Here is a 16,794-nt window from a genome sequence, read left to right on the forward strand (position 1 = left end):
TAAGGCTGAGATATTTTTAGCTCACAATGAGCAGCAAGATCGTAATCTCAGCTCTTGTTCAGAATTTAGAAATTTAATAAATACAACATTTACAAAATATCAATAACTATTTTCAACCAACTTTATTCAGATTGATCGAAAACGCTAAACGAGACAGACACACTAAATATTTATAGAGCGTCTTCTCGTCAAAATAATTCTAGGGTTGTTTTTCTCATAGTTGCATGCCATAAGCAGCAGTCACCAGTTAAAACTCTCTAGGTTTCGCATGTGTAGATTCGAGTATTGCAAGCCGTGTACCTATACGCTTAAAAAATTCAAATTCCTGATACTCTTCTACTTTCTATTTGTTTAGAATATTGAAACTTATTAGATTTAAGTATATAGGGAAACGTCCTTCCCAACTTCATATACATAAGCATAAGTAATAAGTAATTTTTAGGATATTTCATGAGCAATCACTGGCTTGTGCAACCACGAAAAAGGCATGATGCTGAAATACGTGTCTTTTGCTTACCCTACGCAGGCGGTGGGGTAGGAACTTACATCGGCTGGGCTAAAGAGCTATCACTTGGAGCGGAGATGAATGCTATACAACTTCCCGGTCGCGGCAGCCGAATTTTTGAACCTCCTTTTACTACAATGGAGGCACTTATTGAAGAAATGGTTCCTGAGATCGAGCCGTATCTGGATAGGCCATATATAATTTTCGGACACAGTCTTGGTAGCCGTGTTGGACTAGAACTAATATACCAACTTAAGATCAGAGGTAATCCTGAGCCACTTAGATTCATTGCATCCGGCAGCTTGCCACCAAGTAAAAAATTGCATCGCTCGTCTATCTCTGATTTACCACGGGAAGAATTTCTCACACAGGTGAGAAAATTCGGAGGCATGACCGATGATATTTTTAATAACAAGGAACTTATCTCTCTATTACTTCCTGCTTTGAGAGCTGATTTCTCTATTGCCGACACATATAAATTTAATAGAAGGAAACTTTTTAACTGTTCAATAAGTGTATTTGGAAGTAATAAAGATAACAATGTTCCTATGAGTAGGCTCAGTGAGTGGGGGCAATATTTTAAATCTATCCCCGAGATCTATCAATTTCCTGGTAAACACTTTTTTATAGAAACTCATGCAGATATAGTTCTAAACCAACTAAATATATTGATTGAAAAAGACATCAGGAATATAAAGGAAAAGCAATTTTTTTAAGTATAGCAACTCACATCTTATAGCCTATCATTTCCAGGTGCTTCGCTAAGATGGTAAAACTCGCAAGCGAGGTGAGGTATGACGGCAAAAGGTACACATCGGGATTTCACGCTGTAGTTCAAGAAGGTCTCAATTTGTAGTGGTCTACTAAACCCAGACACCAATTTAGTTGGTAAAGTCGCCGTCTGAGACAGAGGTGTTCAATGAGTAAACAACGTCGATCTTTTTCTCCTGAGTTAAAATTAGATGCTGCCCGCCTGGTCGTCGATCGGAGCTATTCGATTTCTGAAGTGGCCCGGTCACTGGATGTCGGCACCACCGGCATCCGCCGATGGGTAAAGTAGCTTAAGGACACCGGGGTCTTTCATCGTAGCCGTAATGCTACGGGCAGCCGAACAATCATCGGGCTGCTCAACCAGCTGGGAGTTACTTCCTCACAAATACAAAAAGGCAACCGTCGAACGACCGGATATACCGAATGCGCTTAATCGCGAGTTCAATGTGGAGAAGCCAAATACAGTTTGGTGTGGTGATATTATGTATGTCTGGGCCGGCTCACGCTCGTGCTATCTCGTTACAGTGATAGACCTGTATGCACGTCGTATTGTTGGGTGGGCAATCTCAGCACAGCCGGACGCAGCTCTGACGGTAAACGCACTAGAAATGCGCGGTCAGCCGGCAGGCGTCAGGTTCCACTCGGATCAAGGTAGTCAGTATATTCCTGCGGCAGCTATGGCGCTACCGGATGACTCAGAGTATGAGTCGTCGCGGAAACTGTTGGGACAGTGCACCTATGGAAAGACTGTTTCGTAGCTTGAAAAGTGAATGGATACCGTCTCTTGGCTACGCTTCCATCACCGAGACAAGTATGGACATCAGTCACTACCTAATGACCTACTACAACAGAGAGCGTCCTCATCAGCACAACGATGGTATACCACCCGCAAAGGGAGAGGAAAAACTTAACTTACTGTCCGGAAACAGTTGGCCACTACAGTGTTAGTTGAGCGCTTACCCTTTCATAAGGATTACGAATCCGTTGCATGCTCTTGTTGGTGATCAACCCCTTCTCACAAACATCACAGAAATGACCGAGCAGCAATTAGAGTACGTAACAAAAAAAGCCGTAGCGTCTCCGCTACGGCTTTTTATTCAGATCAAGAGTAACTATTACTCAATGATCTTGGCAACAACGCCCGCACCTACGGTACGACCACCTTCGCGGATAGCGAAGCGCAGGCCGTCTTCCATGGCGATCGGAGCGATCAGGGTAACAACCATTTGAATGTTGTCGCCCGGCATTACCATTTCTGTGCCTTCTGGCAGTTCACACGCACCAGTTACATCAGTGGTACGGAAGTAGAACTGAGGACGGTAGCCTTTAAAGAACGGGGTGTGACGACCACCTTCGTCCTTGGACAGCACATACACTTCCGCTTCAAACTTGGTGTGCGGAGTGATGGAACCCGGCTTAGCCAGTACCTGACCACGCTCTACTTCGTCACGCTTGGTGCCGCGTAGCAGTGCGCCGATGTTCTCACCAGCACGACCTTCGTCGAGCAGCTTGCGGAACATTTCAACACCAGTACAGGTGGTGGTAGTGGTCTCTTTGATACCAACGATTTCGATCTCGTCGCCAGTGTTAATTACACCGCGCTCTACACGACCGGTTACAACAGTACCACGGCCAGAGATAGAGAATACGTCTTCGATCGGCATCAGGAACGGCTGATCTACAGCGCGCTCTGGCTCAGGGATGTACTCGTCCAGGGTTTCAACCAGCTTCTTAACAGCGGTAGTACCCATTTCGTTGGCGTCGTCGCCATTCAGGGCCATCAGAGCAGAACCAACGATGATCGGAGTGTCATCACCCGGGAACTCGTACTGATCGAGAAGTTCGCGAACTTCCATTTCTACCAGTTCGAGCAGCTCTTCGTCGTCTACCATGTCCGCTTTGTTCAGGAATACAACGATGTAAGGTACACCAACCTGACGGGACAGCAGGATGTGCTCGCGAGTCTGAGGCATGGGGCCGTCAGCTGCAGAACATACCAGGATAGCGCCGTCCATCTGAGCAGCACCGGTGATCATGTTCTTAACGTAGTCGGCGTGTCCGGGGCAGTCTACGTGCGCGTAGTGGCGAGTCGGGGACTCGTACTCAACGTGAGAGGTAGCGATGGTGATACCGCGCTCACGCTCTTCCGGAGCATTGTCGATGCCGTCGAAGGCAACTGCGTCACCGCCCCAAACTTCCGCACATACGCGGGTCAGAGCAGCAGTCAGGGTGGTTTTACCGTGGTCAACGTGACCAATGGTGCCCACGTTCACGTGGGGCTTGGAACGTTCAAACTTTTCTTTTGCCATCTTAGATGTCCTCTAGCTAAAAGTTTGCCAAAGAAACCCCAGTATCCACCGGGGCTCTTTTGAGCAGAAGTTAATTAGGCTTTGTTCTTTGCCATGATCTCATCGGCAACATTTTTCGGCGCTTCGGCGTACTTCAGGAACTCCATGGTGTAGGTAGCACGGCCCTGGGTAGCAGAGCGAAGATCGGTTGCATAACCGAACATCTCAGCCAAAGGTACTTCCGCATTAACAACCTTACCAGCGGGGTTATCTTCCATACCCTGGATGAGGCCACGACGACGATTGAGGTCGCCAACCACATCACCCATGTTCTCTTCTGGCGTTACCACTTCCACCTTCATCATCGGCTCGAGCAGCACTGCACCGCCATGACTGGACAGTTTCTTGGTCGCCATGGAGCCGGCGATTTTAAACGCCATTTCATTGGAATCCACATCGTGGAAGGAACCGTCGTACAGAGTCGCCTTCAGGCCCAGCAGCGGGTAGCCAGCCAGAACACCGTTCTTCATCTGCTCTTCGATACCTTTCTGCACCGCCGGAATATATTCCTTCGGTACCGCACCGCCCACAATTTCGTTAACGAATTCCAGACCTTCCTGAGACTCGTCTTCTGCGGGCTCGAACTTCACCCATACGTGACCGTACTGACCACGACCACCGGACTGACGAACGAACTTACCTTCGATCTCAGAGGTGTTGCGAATGGTCTCGCGGTAGGCCACCTGAGGCTTACCGATGTTCGCCTCAACACTGAATTCACGGCGCATACGGTCAACGATGATGTCCAGGTGCAACTCACCCATTCCGGAGATGATGGTCTGGCCAGTTTCTTCGTCGGTTTTCACACGGAAAGACGGGTCTTCCTGGGCCAACTTGCCCAATGCGATACCCATTTTTTCCTGGTCCGGCTTGGACTTAGGCTCAACCGCTACAGAGATTACCGGCTCTGGGAACTCCATACGCTCCAGAACAATCTTGTTGCTCTCGGAACACAGGGTGTCACCAGTAGTTACATCTTTCAGGCCGATCGCGGCAGCAATATCACCTGCCAGTACTTCTTTGATCTCCTGGCGGTCGTTAGAGTGCATCTGCACCATACGACCAACACGTTCTTTCTTCATTTTTACGGAGTTGTACACCGCAGTACCGCTCTCCAGCTTACCGGAGTAAACGCGGAAGAAAGTCAGGGTACCAACGAAGGGATCGGTAGCAATTTTGAACGCCAGCGCAGCGAACGGTGCATTGTCGTCAGCTTCGCGGCTCTCAACAGTTTCGCCATCTTCCAGAGTACCTTCGATCGCCTTAACTTCAGTCGGCGCCGGCAGGTATTCAATAACTGCGTCCAGCACAGCCTGTACACCCTTGTTCTTGAACGCAGAGCCGCCCAGAACCGGTACGATTTCGTTGGCCAGAGTAAGCTGACGGATTGCTGCCTTGATTTCTTCTTCGGTCAGCTCACCCTCTTCCAGGTACTTTTCCATCAGCTCTTCGCTGGCTTCGGCCGCAGCCTCTACCAGGTACTCGCGCATCTCGTCGCACTCATCCTGCATCTCAGCGGGAATGTCAGCGTATTCGAAAGTCATGCCCTGGTCGGCTTCATTCCACAGAATGGCCTTCATCTTCACCAGGTCGACAACGCCTTTAAACTCGTCCTCAGCACCGATAGTCATTTGCAGAGGGACAGCGTTTGCGTTCAGGCGGTCTTTAAGCTGGCTTACTACGCCGCGGAAGTTAGCACCGGCGCGGTCCATCTTGTTGACGAATACCATGCGCGGTACTTCGTATTTGTTCGCCTGACGCCAAACGGTTTCAGTTTGAGGCTGAACACCAGAGGAGCCACACAGCACAACAACAGCACCGTCGAGTACACGCAGGGAGCGCTCAACTTCGATGGTGAAGTCAACGTGTCCTGGAGTGTCAATAATGTTTACACGGTGCTGATCGAACTGCTGCTGCATGCCAGCCCAGAAACAGGTCGTTGCAGCGGAAGTAATGGTAATTCCACGCTCTTGCTCCTGCTCCATCCAGTCCATGGTGGCGGCGCCTTCGTGCACCTCACCAATTTTGTGGGACAAGCCGGTGTAGAAGAGTACGCGCTCTGTAGTGGTAGTTTTACCAGCGTCTACGTGGGCGACGATACCGATATTGCGGTAACGTGTGATAGGCGTTTTACGTGCCACAGTTGTATCCTCGATATAACGGCAAAAGGCAGCCTGGAAATTTCCGTGCTGCCTTTCGGTATTAATTTCCGATGTTGGTAATCATCAGACTTAGAAGCGGTAGTGAGAGAACGCCTTGTTGGCTTCCGCCATACGGTGTACATCTTCACGCTTCTTGACTGCGCCGCCCTTGTTTTGAGCCGCATCAATCATTTCATTGGCCAGGCGCTGGGCCATGGACTTCTCACCGCGCTTACGGGAGAACTCTACCAGCCAACGCATTGCCAGAGCCGTACGGCGCGAGGGACGCACTTCTACAGGCACCTGATAAGTCGCACCACCAACACGGCGGGACTTTACTTCCACCATAGGCGCGATATTTTCCAAAGACTCTTCAAATACTTCGATCGGGTCTTTGTTCAATTTTTCAGAAATAGTATCAAGGGCACCGTATACGATACGCTCTGCTACTGATTTCTTGCCGCTGATCATGACGTGGTTCATGAACTTGGCCAGTGTGACGTTCCCGAACTTGGGGTCGGGCAGTACTTCGCGCTTAGCGACTACTCGTCTTCTCGGCATAGGAATTGCCTCTCTTCAGGGTTAATCTGAGACGCCGCCGTAAAACTTTACAATCCGGCGAGCTCAGCCTTACTCCGGTTGGAAACCGAAACGCAAATCGTTAAAGGTGATTAACCTTTAGGACGCTTGGCGCCGTATTTAGAACGGCCCTGCTTGCGGTCGTTTACGCCGGCACAGTCAAGTGCACCGCGTACAGTGTGGTAGCGCACACCCGGCAGGTCTTTTACACGACCGCCGCGAATCAGCACCACGCTGTGCTCCTGCAGGTTGTGGCCTTCACCACCGATGTACGAAGTTACTTCGAAACCATTGGTGAGACGCACACGGCAAACCTTGCGCAGTGCGGAGTTCGGCTTCTTCGGTGTAGTGGTGTACACACGAGTGCAAACTCCACGACGCTGCGGGCTAGCCTGCAGGGCGGGAACGTCGCTTTTTTCGACTTTGCGTTTTCTCGGCTTACGAACCAACTGGTTGATCGTTGCCATTAAAAATCACTCCAAAAATAAAATGCCCCCACCTCTAACAGTGAGGGCCTGTCGTCTGTGTGTAACGCCGACCCGGAAGTCGGACGAAACACCCCACATCAGCGGGGGCCGCATTCTATAAGCGACAACCCGCCTAGTCAATCGGCGACAGAAGTAAGTGCTTACATCACAGACAGTCGCCAATCTTACTCGGCACCGAAGTGCCTGGGCATACCCCACCCCGCCACAAGGACGGGATGGGTATACGCCTTATTCGCCAGAGGACTTCAGAGCCTCGGTCAATGCAGCTTCCACCTCTGCTGCGGAAGGCCCTTCGCCGAAGCTCTCTTCCAACTGCAGGCTGCGCTTGCGCTTGCGCTCGGCATGGTAGGCCAGACCGGTACCCGCCGGGATCAGGCGACCCACAACCACGTTTTCTTTCAGGCCGCGCAGGCTGTCTTCCTTGCCGGTTACCGCCGCTTCGGTCAGGACGCGGGTGGTCTCCTGGAAGGAGGCTGCAGACAGGAAGGACTCGGTGGCCAGAGACGCCTTGGTGATACCCAGCAACAGACGCTCGAACTGGGCAGGCTGCTTGTTCTCGGCACGCAGCTGCTCGTTCTCTTCGATCACGCGCTGGTATTCAACCTGGTCGCCCTTAATGAAACCGGAATCACCCATTTCGGTGATTTCCACTTTGCGCAGCATCTGACGCACAATCGTTTCAATGTGTTTGTCGTTAATACCTACACCCTGGAGGCGGTAAACTTCCTGAATCTCGTTGGTGATATAACGAGCCAGTTCTTCAACACCTTTCAGGCGCAGGATGTCGTGTGGGTTGGATGGGCCATCAGAGATCACCTCACCCTTCTCTACAGTTTCACCTTCAAACACAGTCAACTGGCGGTGCTTAGGAATCAGAACCTCATAGTGGTCCTTACCGTTCGCCAGTGGCTTGCCGTCACGCGGTGTAATCTGCAGACGGACTTTACCCTTGGTTTCTTTACCGAAGGAAACAGTACCGGAGATCTCCGCCAGGATGGACGGCTCTTTCGGCTTGCGCGCTTCAAACAAGTCAGCAACGCGTGGCAGACCACCGGTAATGTCCTTGGTACCGCCGGATTCCTGTGGAATACGTGCGATAACATCGCCCACATTCACCTTGTTTCCGTCGGCCAGGCTGAGGATGGCACGCGGTGGCAATGCGTAGTGTGCGGGCGCATTACTGTTGGCCAGGGTCAGCTCATTACCGTTTTCGTCAACCAGAGTTACCGCCGGACGCAGGTCTTTACCTGCAGCCGGGCGTTCAGCTGGGTCGATCACCTCGATAGAGGACAGGCCGGTAATTTCATCGGTCTGCTTGCGGATAGAGAGCCCGTCTTCCATTCCGGACAGTTTTACCCAACCGGCAACTTCGGTGATGATCGGGTGGGTATGCGGGTCCCACTTGGCTACAATCTTGCCACCGTCAACCTCGGCACCTTCATAAACACTGATCACCGCACCATAAGGCAGCTTGTAGCGCTCGCGTTCGCGGCCGGCGCTATCGGCAATGGCCAGCTCACCGGAACGGGAAACCGCTACCAGGGTGCCAACTTCGGTCTTTACAGTTTTCAGATTGTGCAGACGCACAGTACCGGACTGCTTGATCTGGATACTGTCAGCTGCAGAGGCGCGGCTTGCCGCACCACCGATGTGGAAGGTACGCATGGTCAGCTGGGTGCCCGGCTCACCGATAGACTGGGCTGCAACAACGCCCACAGACTCACCGGAGTTGGCGCGATGGCCTCGGGCCAGGTCGCGGCCATAACACTGGGCACAGATACCGTGTGAAGTAGTACAGCTGATCGGTGAGCGAACCAGAACCTCATCGATCCCCATGGCTTCGATGCGCTCAACCCATTTCTCATCGATCATGGTGCCGGCGGAAACAGCGATCTCTTCACTGCCGGGTTTGAGGACATCTCGGGCTACAACACGACCGAGGATACGGTCACCGAGAGACTCGATTACGTCACCGCCCTCGATCACCGGCGCCATAGTCAGGCCGTCGTCAGTACCACAATCCACTTCGGTAATTACCACATCCTGCGCCACGTCTACCAAACGACGGGTCAGGTAACCGGAGTTAGCGGTTTTCAGTGCGGTATCTGCCAGACCTTTACGTGCACCGTGGGTCGAGATGAAGTACTGCTGTACGGTCAGACCTTCACGGAAGTTCGCGGTAATGGCGTTCTCAATAATGGAGCCATCCGGACGGGCCATCAGACCACGCATACCGGCAAGCTGGCGAATCTGCGCCTCGGAACCCCGTGCGCCTGAGTCGGCGTACATAAAGACGGAATTGAAGGAGTCCTGCTTGGTCTCCTTGCCCTCGCGATCAATCACCTTCTCTTTCTTGATACCGGCCATCATCGCCTGGGTCACCTTGTCGTTGGTGCGCGACCAAACGTCGATGACCTTGTTGTATTTCTCACCCTGGGTTACCAGGCCGGAAGCGAACTGAGTTTCAATTTCCTTCACTTCGGCTTCTGCGGCATCGATCAGCTCGGCCTTCTCGGCCGGGATCTCAAAATCGTTCACACCGATGGAGGAGCCTGACTTGGTGGAGAAATCAAAACCGGTGTACATCAGTTGGTCGGCGAAGATTACGGTCGCCTTCAGTCCCACCTTGCGGTAGCACTCGTTCAATACACGGGAAATAGACTTCTTCTTCATCGGCTGGTTAACCAGCTCGAAGGGCAGTCCTTCCGGTACGATATTCCACAGCAGTGCACGGCCTACAGTGGTGTCCTGTACGGAGATGGTTTCGTGTTTCTCACCATCTTCACCGAGGATCTTCTCGCGGATACGCACCTTAACCTTCGCCTGCAGGCCTACCTGCTTGGCATAAAAGGCACGGCTCACCTCTTTGATATCGGAGAAGAACATGCCCTCACCTTTATCATTAACGCGTTCGCGGGTCATCCAGTACAGACCCAGTACCACGTCCTGGGAGGGTACAATGATCGGCTCACCGTTGGCGGGCGACAGGATGTTGTTGGTGGACATCATCAGCGCGCGGGATTCCAACTGCGCCTCGATTGTCAGCGGTACGTGTACCGCCATCTGGTCGCCATCGAAGTCGGCGTTATAGGCCGCACAAACCAGCGGGTGCAGCTGGATTGCCTTACCTTCAATCAGTACTGGCTCGAATGCCTGAATACCCAGACGGTGCAGGGTCGGTGCGCGGTTCAGCAGTACCGGGTGCTCGCGGATCACTTCGTCGAGGATATCCCAAACGACCGCTTCCTCGCGCTCTACCATTTTCTTCGCGGCTTTGATGGTAGTGGCCAGACCACGGGATTCGAGCTTGCCGAAAATGAACGGCTTGAACAGCTCCAGGGCCATTTTCTTGGGCAGGCCGCACTGGTGCAGTCGCAGGGTCGGACCAACCACGATCACGGAACGACCGGAGTAGTCCACACGCTTACCCAGCAGGTTCTGACGGAAACGACCCTGCTTACCTTTGATCATGTCCGCCAGGGACTTCAGCGGGCGCTTGTTGGAGCCGGTGATCGCGCGGCCGCGACGGCCGTTATCCAGCAGTGCGTCCACAGATTCCTGCAGCATGCGCTTTTCGTTGCGCACGATAATGTCCGGCGCGTTCAGCTCAAGCAGACGCTTCAGACGGTTGTTACGGTTGATCACACGACGGTAGAGGTCGTTCAGGTCGGAGGTCGCGAAACGACCACCATCCAGCGGTACCAGCGGGCGCAGATCCGGCGGCAATACCGGCAGGGCCTGCATGATCATCCACTCCGGGTTGTTTCCGGATTTGTAGAAGGCTTCCAACAGCTTCAGACGCTTGGACAACTTCTTGATCTTGGTCTCGGAGTTGGTCGCCGGAATCTCTTCGCGCAGACGCTGGATTTCCGCAGGCAGCTCGATATCACTCATCAGCTCCTGGATCGCCTCGGCACCCATCTTCGCTTCAAACTCGTCGGCGAACTCTTCCATCGCCTCGAAGTACTGCTCATCGTTGAGCAGCTGACCGCGCTCCAGGGTGGTCATACCCGGCTCGGTAACCACGTAGGATTCGAAGTACAAAACGCGCTCGATATCGCGCAGGGTCATGTCCAACAACAGGCCGATACGGGACGGCAGGGACTTCAGGAACCAGATGTGCGCAACCGGGCTGGCCAGTTCGATGTGGCCCATACGCTCACGACGCACCTTGGCCTTAGTCACTTCAACGCCACATTTCTCACAGATAATACCGCGGTGCTTCATGCGCTTGTACTTACCGCACAGGCACTCATAGTCCTTCACCGGACCGAAGATCTTGGCGCAGAACAGACCTTCACGCTCGGGCTTGAAGGTACGGTAGTTGATGGTCTCCGGCTTTTTCACTTCGCCGTAGGACCAGGAACGAATCATGTCCGGCGAGGCCAGACCGATGCGAATCGCATCAAACTCTTCCAGGTGTTCCTGGGACTTCACCAGATTTAATAAATCTTTCAAGGCCTTTCCTCCACTAGGGGTAGTCAACCCGGCCGATACGCTGTGCCGGGTAGGCCGGTGCCCTACTGCTTTCAGGGGCACCGGCGCTTGTCTCAATTCACCTGCTAACAGGTTGCTGCACTACTCGGTCTTACTCGTGCTCGAGCTCGAAGTTCATACCGAGAGAGCGGATTTCCTTGACCAGTACGTTGAAGGACTCCGGCATACCCGGCTCCATACGATGGTCGGAGTCCACGATGTTCTTGTACATCTTGGTCCGCCCTTCCACGTCATCGGATTTAACCGTGAGCATTTCCTGCAGGGTGTAAGCAGCACCGTAAGCTTCCAGTGCCCACACTTCCATCTCCCCGAAGCGCTGGCCACCGAACTGTGCCTTACCACCCAGCGGCTGCTGGGTAACTAGGCTGTAGGAACCGGTAGAACGCGCGTGCATCTTGTCGTCCACCAAGTGGTTCAGCTTCAGCATGTACATGTAGCCCACAGTCACCGGACGCTCGAAAGCATCGCCTGTACGGCCGTCGTGCAGGGTGATCTGACCCGAGTCTGGGATATCCGCAAGACGCAGCAGGTGCTTGATCTCACTTTCATCGGCACCGTCAAATACCGGGGTCGCCATGGGTACACCGCGACGCAGGTTCTGCGCCATGGTCATGACTTCCTCATCGGAGAACTCGTCCAGCTCTTCCTTACGTCCGCCAGTGGAGTTGTAGACTTCTTCCAGGAATCCGCGCACCTTGGCGATTTCCTGCTGTTCCTTGATCATCTTGTCGACTTTTACGCCGAGGCCCTTAGCGGCCATGCCCAAGTGCATTTCCAGAACCTGACCCACGTTCATCCGCGAAGGAACGCCCAGCGGGTTCAGGACGATATCCACCGGCTCACCATTCTGGTCGTAAGGCATATCCTCAACCGGCTTGATCACGGAGATCACACCCTTGTTACCGTGGCGACCGGCCATTTTGTCACCCGGCTGGATACGGCGCTTGATCGCCAGGTAAACCTTAACGATTTTCAGCACGCCCGGAGCCAGGTCATCACCGGACTCCAGTTTTTTCTTCTTGTCTTCGAAGGCTTCATCAAGCAGCTTGCGGCGCTCTTTCAACTGGACTTCGGCTTTTTCCAGCTGCTCGTTCAGACTTTCGTCTTCCATACGCAGCTTGAACCAGTCTTCGCGGGGCAGCGCAGCCAGCAATTCAGCGGTCAGCTCCTGGCCCTTGCTGATACCTTTACCACCAGCGGCCTTCTGGTCCCGCAGTGCTTGCTGCAGACGCTCGAAAGTTGCGCCTTCAACAATGCGGTATTCTTCATTCAGGTCTTTGCGAACTTCGTCCAGCTGCGCCTTCTCGATATCGATGGAGCGCTGGTCTTTCTGCAGACCATCACGGGTGAACACCTGCACGTCAATCACGGTACCGCGGGTGCCGCTGGGCGCTCGCAGGGAAGTGTCCTTAACATCGGACGCCTTCTCACCAAAGATCGCACGCAGCAGTTTCTCCTCTGGAGTCAGCTGGGCTTCGCCTTTCGGAGTTACCTTACCGACAAGGATGTCACCCGCGCCCACTTCCGCACCGATATAGACGATGCCGGATTCGTCCAGTTTGTTCAGCGCAGACTCACCCACATTGGGAATATCTGCGGTGATTTCCTCACTGCCCAGTTTGGTGTCACGGGCAATACAGGTCAGCTCCTGAATGTGAATGGTTGTGAAGCGATCTTCCTGTACAACGCGCTCACTGATGAGGATGGAGTCCTCAAAGTTGTAACCATTCCAAGGCATAAAGGCGATGCGCATATTCTGGCCCAGGGCAAGCTCACCCAGATCTACAGATGGGCCATCGGCGAGGATGTCGCCGCGGGATACGCGATCGCCAGTGCTAACAATCGGGCGCTGGTTGATACAGGTATTCTGGTTGGAGCGGATGTACTTGGTCAGGTTGTAGATATCCACACCTGCATCACCGGCTTCAACCTCGGCGTCTGCCACTCGCACCACTACACGGCTGGAGTCGACACGCTCAATCACACCGCCACGCTTGGCTACCACACACACACCCGAGTCGCGCGCTACGGTACGCTCCATGCCGGTACCCACCAGCGGCTTTTCAGCACGCAGGGTCGGAACCGCCTGGCGTTGCATGTTCGAGCCCATCAAGGCGCGGTTGGCATCATCGTGCTCGAGGAACGGAATCATCGCCGCAGCCACGGAAACCACCTGCTTGGCAGACACATCCATATACTGGATTTCAGCCGGTGCCTTCAGGGCGAATTCGTTGTGATGGCGCACACTCACCAGGTCATCGGTGAAGCTACCCTCATCATCAACAGCAGCAGATGCCTGGGCGATAACATAGTTAGCTTCGTTAATCGCTGACAGGTATTCGATTTCGTCGGTAACTTTACCGTCAACCACTTTGCGATAGGCACTCTCGAGGAAGCCGTAGTGGTTGGCTCGAGCATAGGTCGCCAGGGAGTTGATCAGACCAATGTTCGGACCTTCCGGCGTCTCAATGGGACATACACGACCGTAGTGGGTCGGGTGTACGTCGCGGACCTCAAAGCCTGCACGCTCACGAGTCAAACCACCCGGACCAAGCGCGGAAACACGACGCTTGTGCGTCACTTCTGACAGCGGGTTGTTCTGATCCATAAACTGGGACAGCTGCGAAGAGCCGAAAAACTCTTTCACGGCTGCGGCAACCGGCTTGGCATTGATCAGGTCCTGCGGCATCAAGCCTTCGGACTCCGCCATAGACAGACGCTCTTTAACTGCACGCTCTACACGTACCAGACCGACGCGGAACTGGTTTTCAGCCATTTCGCCCACGGAACGCACACGACGGTTACCCAGGTGGTCGATATCGTCCACCATACCCTGGCCATTGCGGATAAAAATCAACGTCTTCAATACGTCGACGATATCCTCTTTGCTCAAGGTGCCAGCACCAGTTTCATCTTCACGACCGAGGCGGCGGTTGAACTTCATACGGCCAACTGCGGACAGGTCGTAGCGCTCATCGGTAAAGAACAGGTTCTCGAACAGGGACTCTGCGGATTCCTTGGTGGGCGGCTCGCCCGGGCGCATCATGCGATAGATTTCCACCAGGGCTTCCAACTGGGTGCGGGAAGGGTCTGCGCGCAAGGTGTCAGAAATAAATGGACCGCGATCCAGGTCGTTGGTGTACAGCGTCTCGAAACTTTTAATATTCAGTTCACGCAGTTGCGCGATCACTTCTGCAGTGATCTCGGTATTACACTCAACGGCGATTTCACCTGTGGACTCATCGATAATATCGTTCGCGAGAACACGGCTGAACAGGTACTCAAGCGGTGCTTCCAGCTTTTCCACACCGGCTTTTTCGAGCTGACGGATATGACGCGGGGTAATCCGGCGTCCCTCTTCCACAATTACCTTACCCTGGCCATCCTTGATATCAAAGGAGGCAACATCACCACGCAGGCGGGACGGAATCAACTCCAGGCTGACGTGATCATCATGCAGCTCAAACTTGCTGCTTTCGAAGAACATCTCCAGCATTTCCTGAGAGGAGAAACCCAGGGCGCGCAACAGGATGGTGGCTGGCAGTTTACGACGGCGATCGATACGTACGAATACCAGGTCTTTCGGGTCGAATTCAAAATCCAGCCAGGAGCCACGGTAGGGGATGACGCGCGCAGCGTACAGCAACTTACCGGAAGAGTGAGTCTTGCCTTTGTCGTGATCGAAGAATACACCCGGGGAACGGTGCAGCTGGGATACGATTACACGTTCGGTACCGTTGATCACGAAAGTACCGTTATCGGTCATGAGCGGAATCTCGCCCATGTACACTTCCTGCTCCTTGATGTCCTTGATGGACTTATTCGCAGACTCTTTATCGTAAATAATCAGGCGCACTCGCACGCGTAACGGGCATGCATAAGTCACACCACGCAGAGTACATTCCTTAACGTCAAAGGCGGGCTTACCCAGCGTATAACTCACATACTCCAGAGCGGCATTGCCGGAATAGCTGACAATCGGAAATACAGATTTAAACGCCGCCTGCAGGCCAACGTCCACACGGTCGTCGGGGCGTTTATCGGCCTGCGTAAAATTGCGATATGAATCCAGCTGTATCGCAAGCAGGAAGGGCACATCCATGACCTTAGGCAGTTTGCCAAAATCCTTGCGGATACGTTTTTTCTCAGTATATGAGTAAGCCATTCAAATTCCCCAGCTTGATCAGTGACAAGACTTCGTGGGACTCCAGTCGGGAGCCCCTCCGGGCGAGAAGCCTCTGAGCAACACAGATTGACTGTCCTGGTCAGAAACCTCTCCGCTTGCATTTAGGCAGCACAGCTGCGCTATGGTTAAATGAGGTTTGCCACGGTTTTTTTGTTCCGCCGGCACCACTAAAAACCCCAGTACCGCAAACGGCAAAAAGGCCGGCGGACAAAAGTCCACCAGCCTTACCGCTACCTGTCGCTTTACGCGACTGTTAGCGGGAATCGCAACAACTGAATTACTTCAGTTCTACAGTTGCGCCAGCTTCTTCCAGCTCTTTCTTAGCGGCTTCAGCTTCGTCTTTGGTTACGCCTTCTTTCAGCGGGCTCGGAGCACCGTCAACCAGACCTTTGGCTTCTTTCAAGCCCAGACCGGTGAGGCCGCGAACAGCTTTAATCACGTTCACTTTCTTATCGCCAGCGGAAGTCAGGACTACGTCGAAAGAATCCTTCTCTTCAGCGGCCTCAGCAGCAGCTGGGCCAGCAACAACTGCTGCAGCAGCAGTTACACCGAACTTCTCTTCCATTGCTTCGATCAGTTCAACAACGTCCTTTACAGACATTTCGGCAACAGCGTTGATGATATCTTCTTTAGTCAGAGACATGAGTCATTACCTGAATTGGTTTGAGCAGTAGCTGCTCGTATTTCGTTTTGAAACCGCGATTCGCCAATGCGAATGTATTACGCAGCTTCCTGCTCTTTTTGGTCGCGAACGGCCGCAATAGTGCGGACCAGCTTGCCAGCAGATGCTTCTTTCAACACGCTCATCAACTTGGCGATCGCCTCGTCGTATGTCGGCAGACTTGCCAACAATTCGACGTCGGTGATCACGCCTTCGAAGGCAGCACCTTTCAGTTCCAGCTTGTCATTGCCCTTAGCGAACTTGCTCAGGATGCGCGCGCCGGCACCTGGGTGTTCGTTGGAAAATGCAACAATGCTAGGACCTACGAATTTGTCAGTCAGACATTCGTATTCGGTTCCTGCCAGAGCGCGACGCGCCAGAGTATTGCGGACGACTTTTAACCAAACGCCGTTCTCGCGAGCCTCTTTGCGCAGGGCTGTCATGTCATTTACGGTCACGCCGCGGGAATCCGCAACTACCGCAGACAAGGCACCCTCAGCAGCTTGCTGGACATCTGCGACAATCGCTTTCTTGTCTACGAGTCCAATAGCCATAGTGTCACTCCTGGATTTGAAAAAAACCGGACTTAATCGCCCGATCCGTTCCGGTGCATAAAGC

General features: G+C 53.2%; 10 protein-coding genes and 1 pseudogene. 3 read left to right on the top strand and 8 right to left on the bottom strand.

What is annotated here, in order from left to right; translation table 11 throughout:
* The first annotated feature begins 450 nt into the window (after positions 1-450).
* From GL2_RS04220 to GL2_RS04225, 3 genes and pseudogenes are all read left to right on the top strand, one after another.
* Positions 451-1,221, top strand: coding sequence for a thioesterase II family protein (locus GL2_RS04220; protein ID WP_143729445.1), 771 nt, complete (start codon positions 451-453; stop codon positions 1,219-1,221).
* 203 nt (positions 1,222-1,424) lie between these two features.
* On the top strand, positions 1,425-1,565 hold the full coding sequence (locus tag GL2_RS22290; protein WP_370452110.1) for a transposase: 141 nt from the start codon (positions 1,425-1,427) through the stop codon (positions 1,563-1,565).
* A 91-nt stretch (positions 1,566-1,656) separates the two neighbouring features.
* A pseudogene (locus GL2_RS04225) lies at positions 1,657-2,224 on the top strand (IS3 family transposase); the annotation flags it as partial.
* Positions 2,225-2,391: 167 nt separating this feature from the next.
* Here the strand turns inward: GL2_RS04225 and tuf are convergent.
* The 8 genes from tuf to rplJ form a co-directional block, all read right to left on the bottom strand.
* A complete protein-coding gene (gene tuf / locus GL2_RS04230) occupies positions 2,392-3,585 on the bottom strand; it encodes an elongation factor Tu (protein ID WP_143729446.1) in 1,194 nt (397 codons plus the stop codon).
* A gap of 74 nt (positions 3,586-3,659) precedes the next feature.
* A complete protein-coding gene (gene fusA, locus GL2_RS04235; RefSeq protein WP_143729447.1) occupies positions 3,660-5,765 on the bottom strand; it encodes an elongation factor G in 2,106 nt (701 codons plus the stop codon).
* 90 nt (positions 5,766-5,855) lie between these two features.
* Positions 5,856-6,326: a 30S ribosomal protein S7 gene (gene rpsG / locus GL2_RS04240; protein WP_143729448.1), complete on the bottom strand. Its 471-nt coding sequence runs from the start codon at positions 6,324-6,326 to the stop codon at positions 5,856-5,858.
* A gap of 110 nt (positions 6,327-6,436) precedes the next feature.
* A complete protein-coding gene (gene rpsL, locus GL2_RS04245; RefSeq protein ID WP_020411120.1) occupies positions 6,437-6,811 on the bottom strand; it encodes a 30S ribosomal protein S12 in 375 nt (124 codons plus the stop codon).
* A 249-nt stretch (positions 6,812-7,060) separates the two neighbouring features.
* Positions 7,061-11,290, bottom strand: coding sequence for a DNA-directed RNA polymerase subunit beta' (rpoC, locus tag GL2_RS04250; RefSeq protein WP_143729449.1), 4,230 nt, complete (start codon positions 11,288-11,290; stop codon positions 7,061-7,063).
* A 130-nt stretch (positions 11,291-11,420) separates the two neighbouring features.
* The gene (gene rpoB / locus GL2_RS04255) at positions 11,421-15,494 is read right to left on the bottom strand and encodes a DNA-directed RNA polymerase subunit beta (protein ID WP_143729450.1); all 4,074 of its coding nucleotides are present in this window, start codon (positions 15,492-15,494) and stop codon (positions 11,421-11,423) included.
* Between the two features lie 298 nt (positions 15,495-15,792).
* A complete protein-coding gene (rplL, locus tag GL2_RS04260; protein WP_143729451.1) occupies positions 15,793-16,158 on the bottom strand; it encodes a 50S ribosomal protein L7/L12 in 366 nt (121 codons plus the stop codon).
* A gap of 77 nt (positions 16,159-16,235) precedes the next feature.
* Positions 16,236-16,730, bottom strand: coding sequence for a 50S ribosomal protein L10 (rplJ, locus tag GL2_RS04265; protein WP_143729452.1), 495 nt, complete (start codon positions 16,728-16,730; stop codon positions 16,236-16,238).
* Positions 16,731-16,794: the final 64 nt, after the last annotated feature.

This window comes from Microbulbifer sp. GL-2 (genome assembly GCF_007183175.1).
GTDB lineage: Bacteria > Pseudomonadota > Gammaproteobacteria > Pseudomonadales > Cellvibrionaceae > Microbulbifer.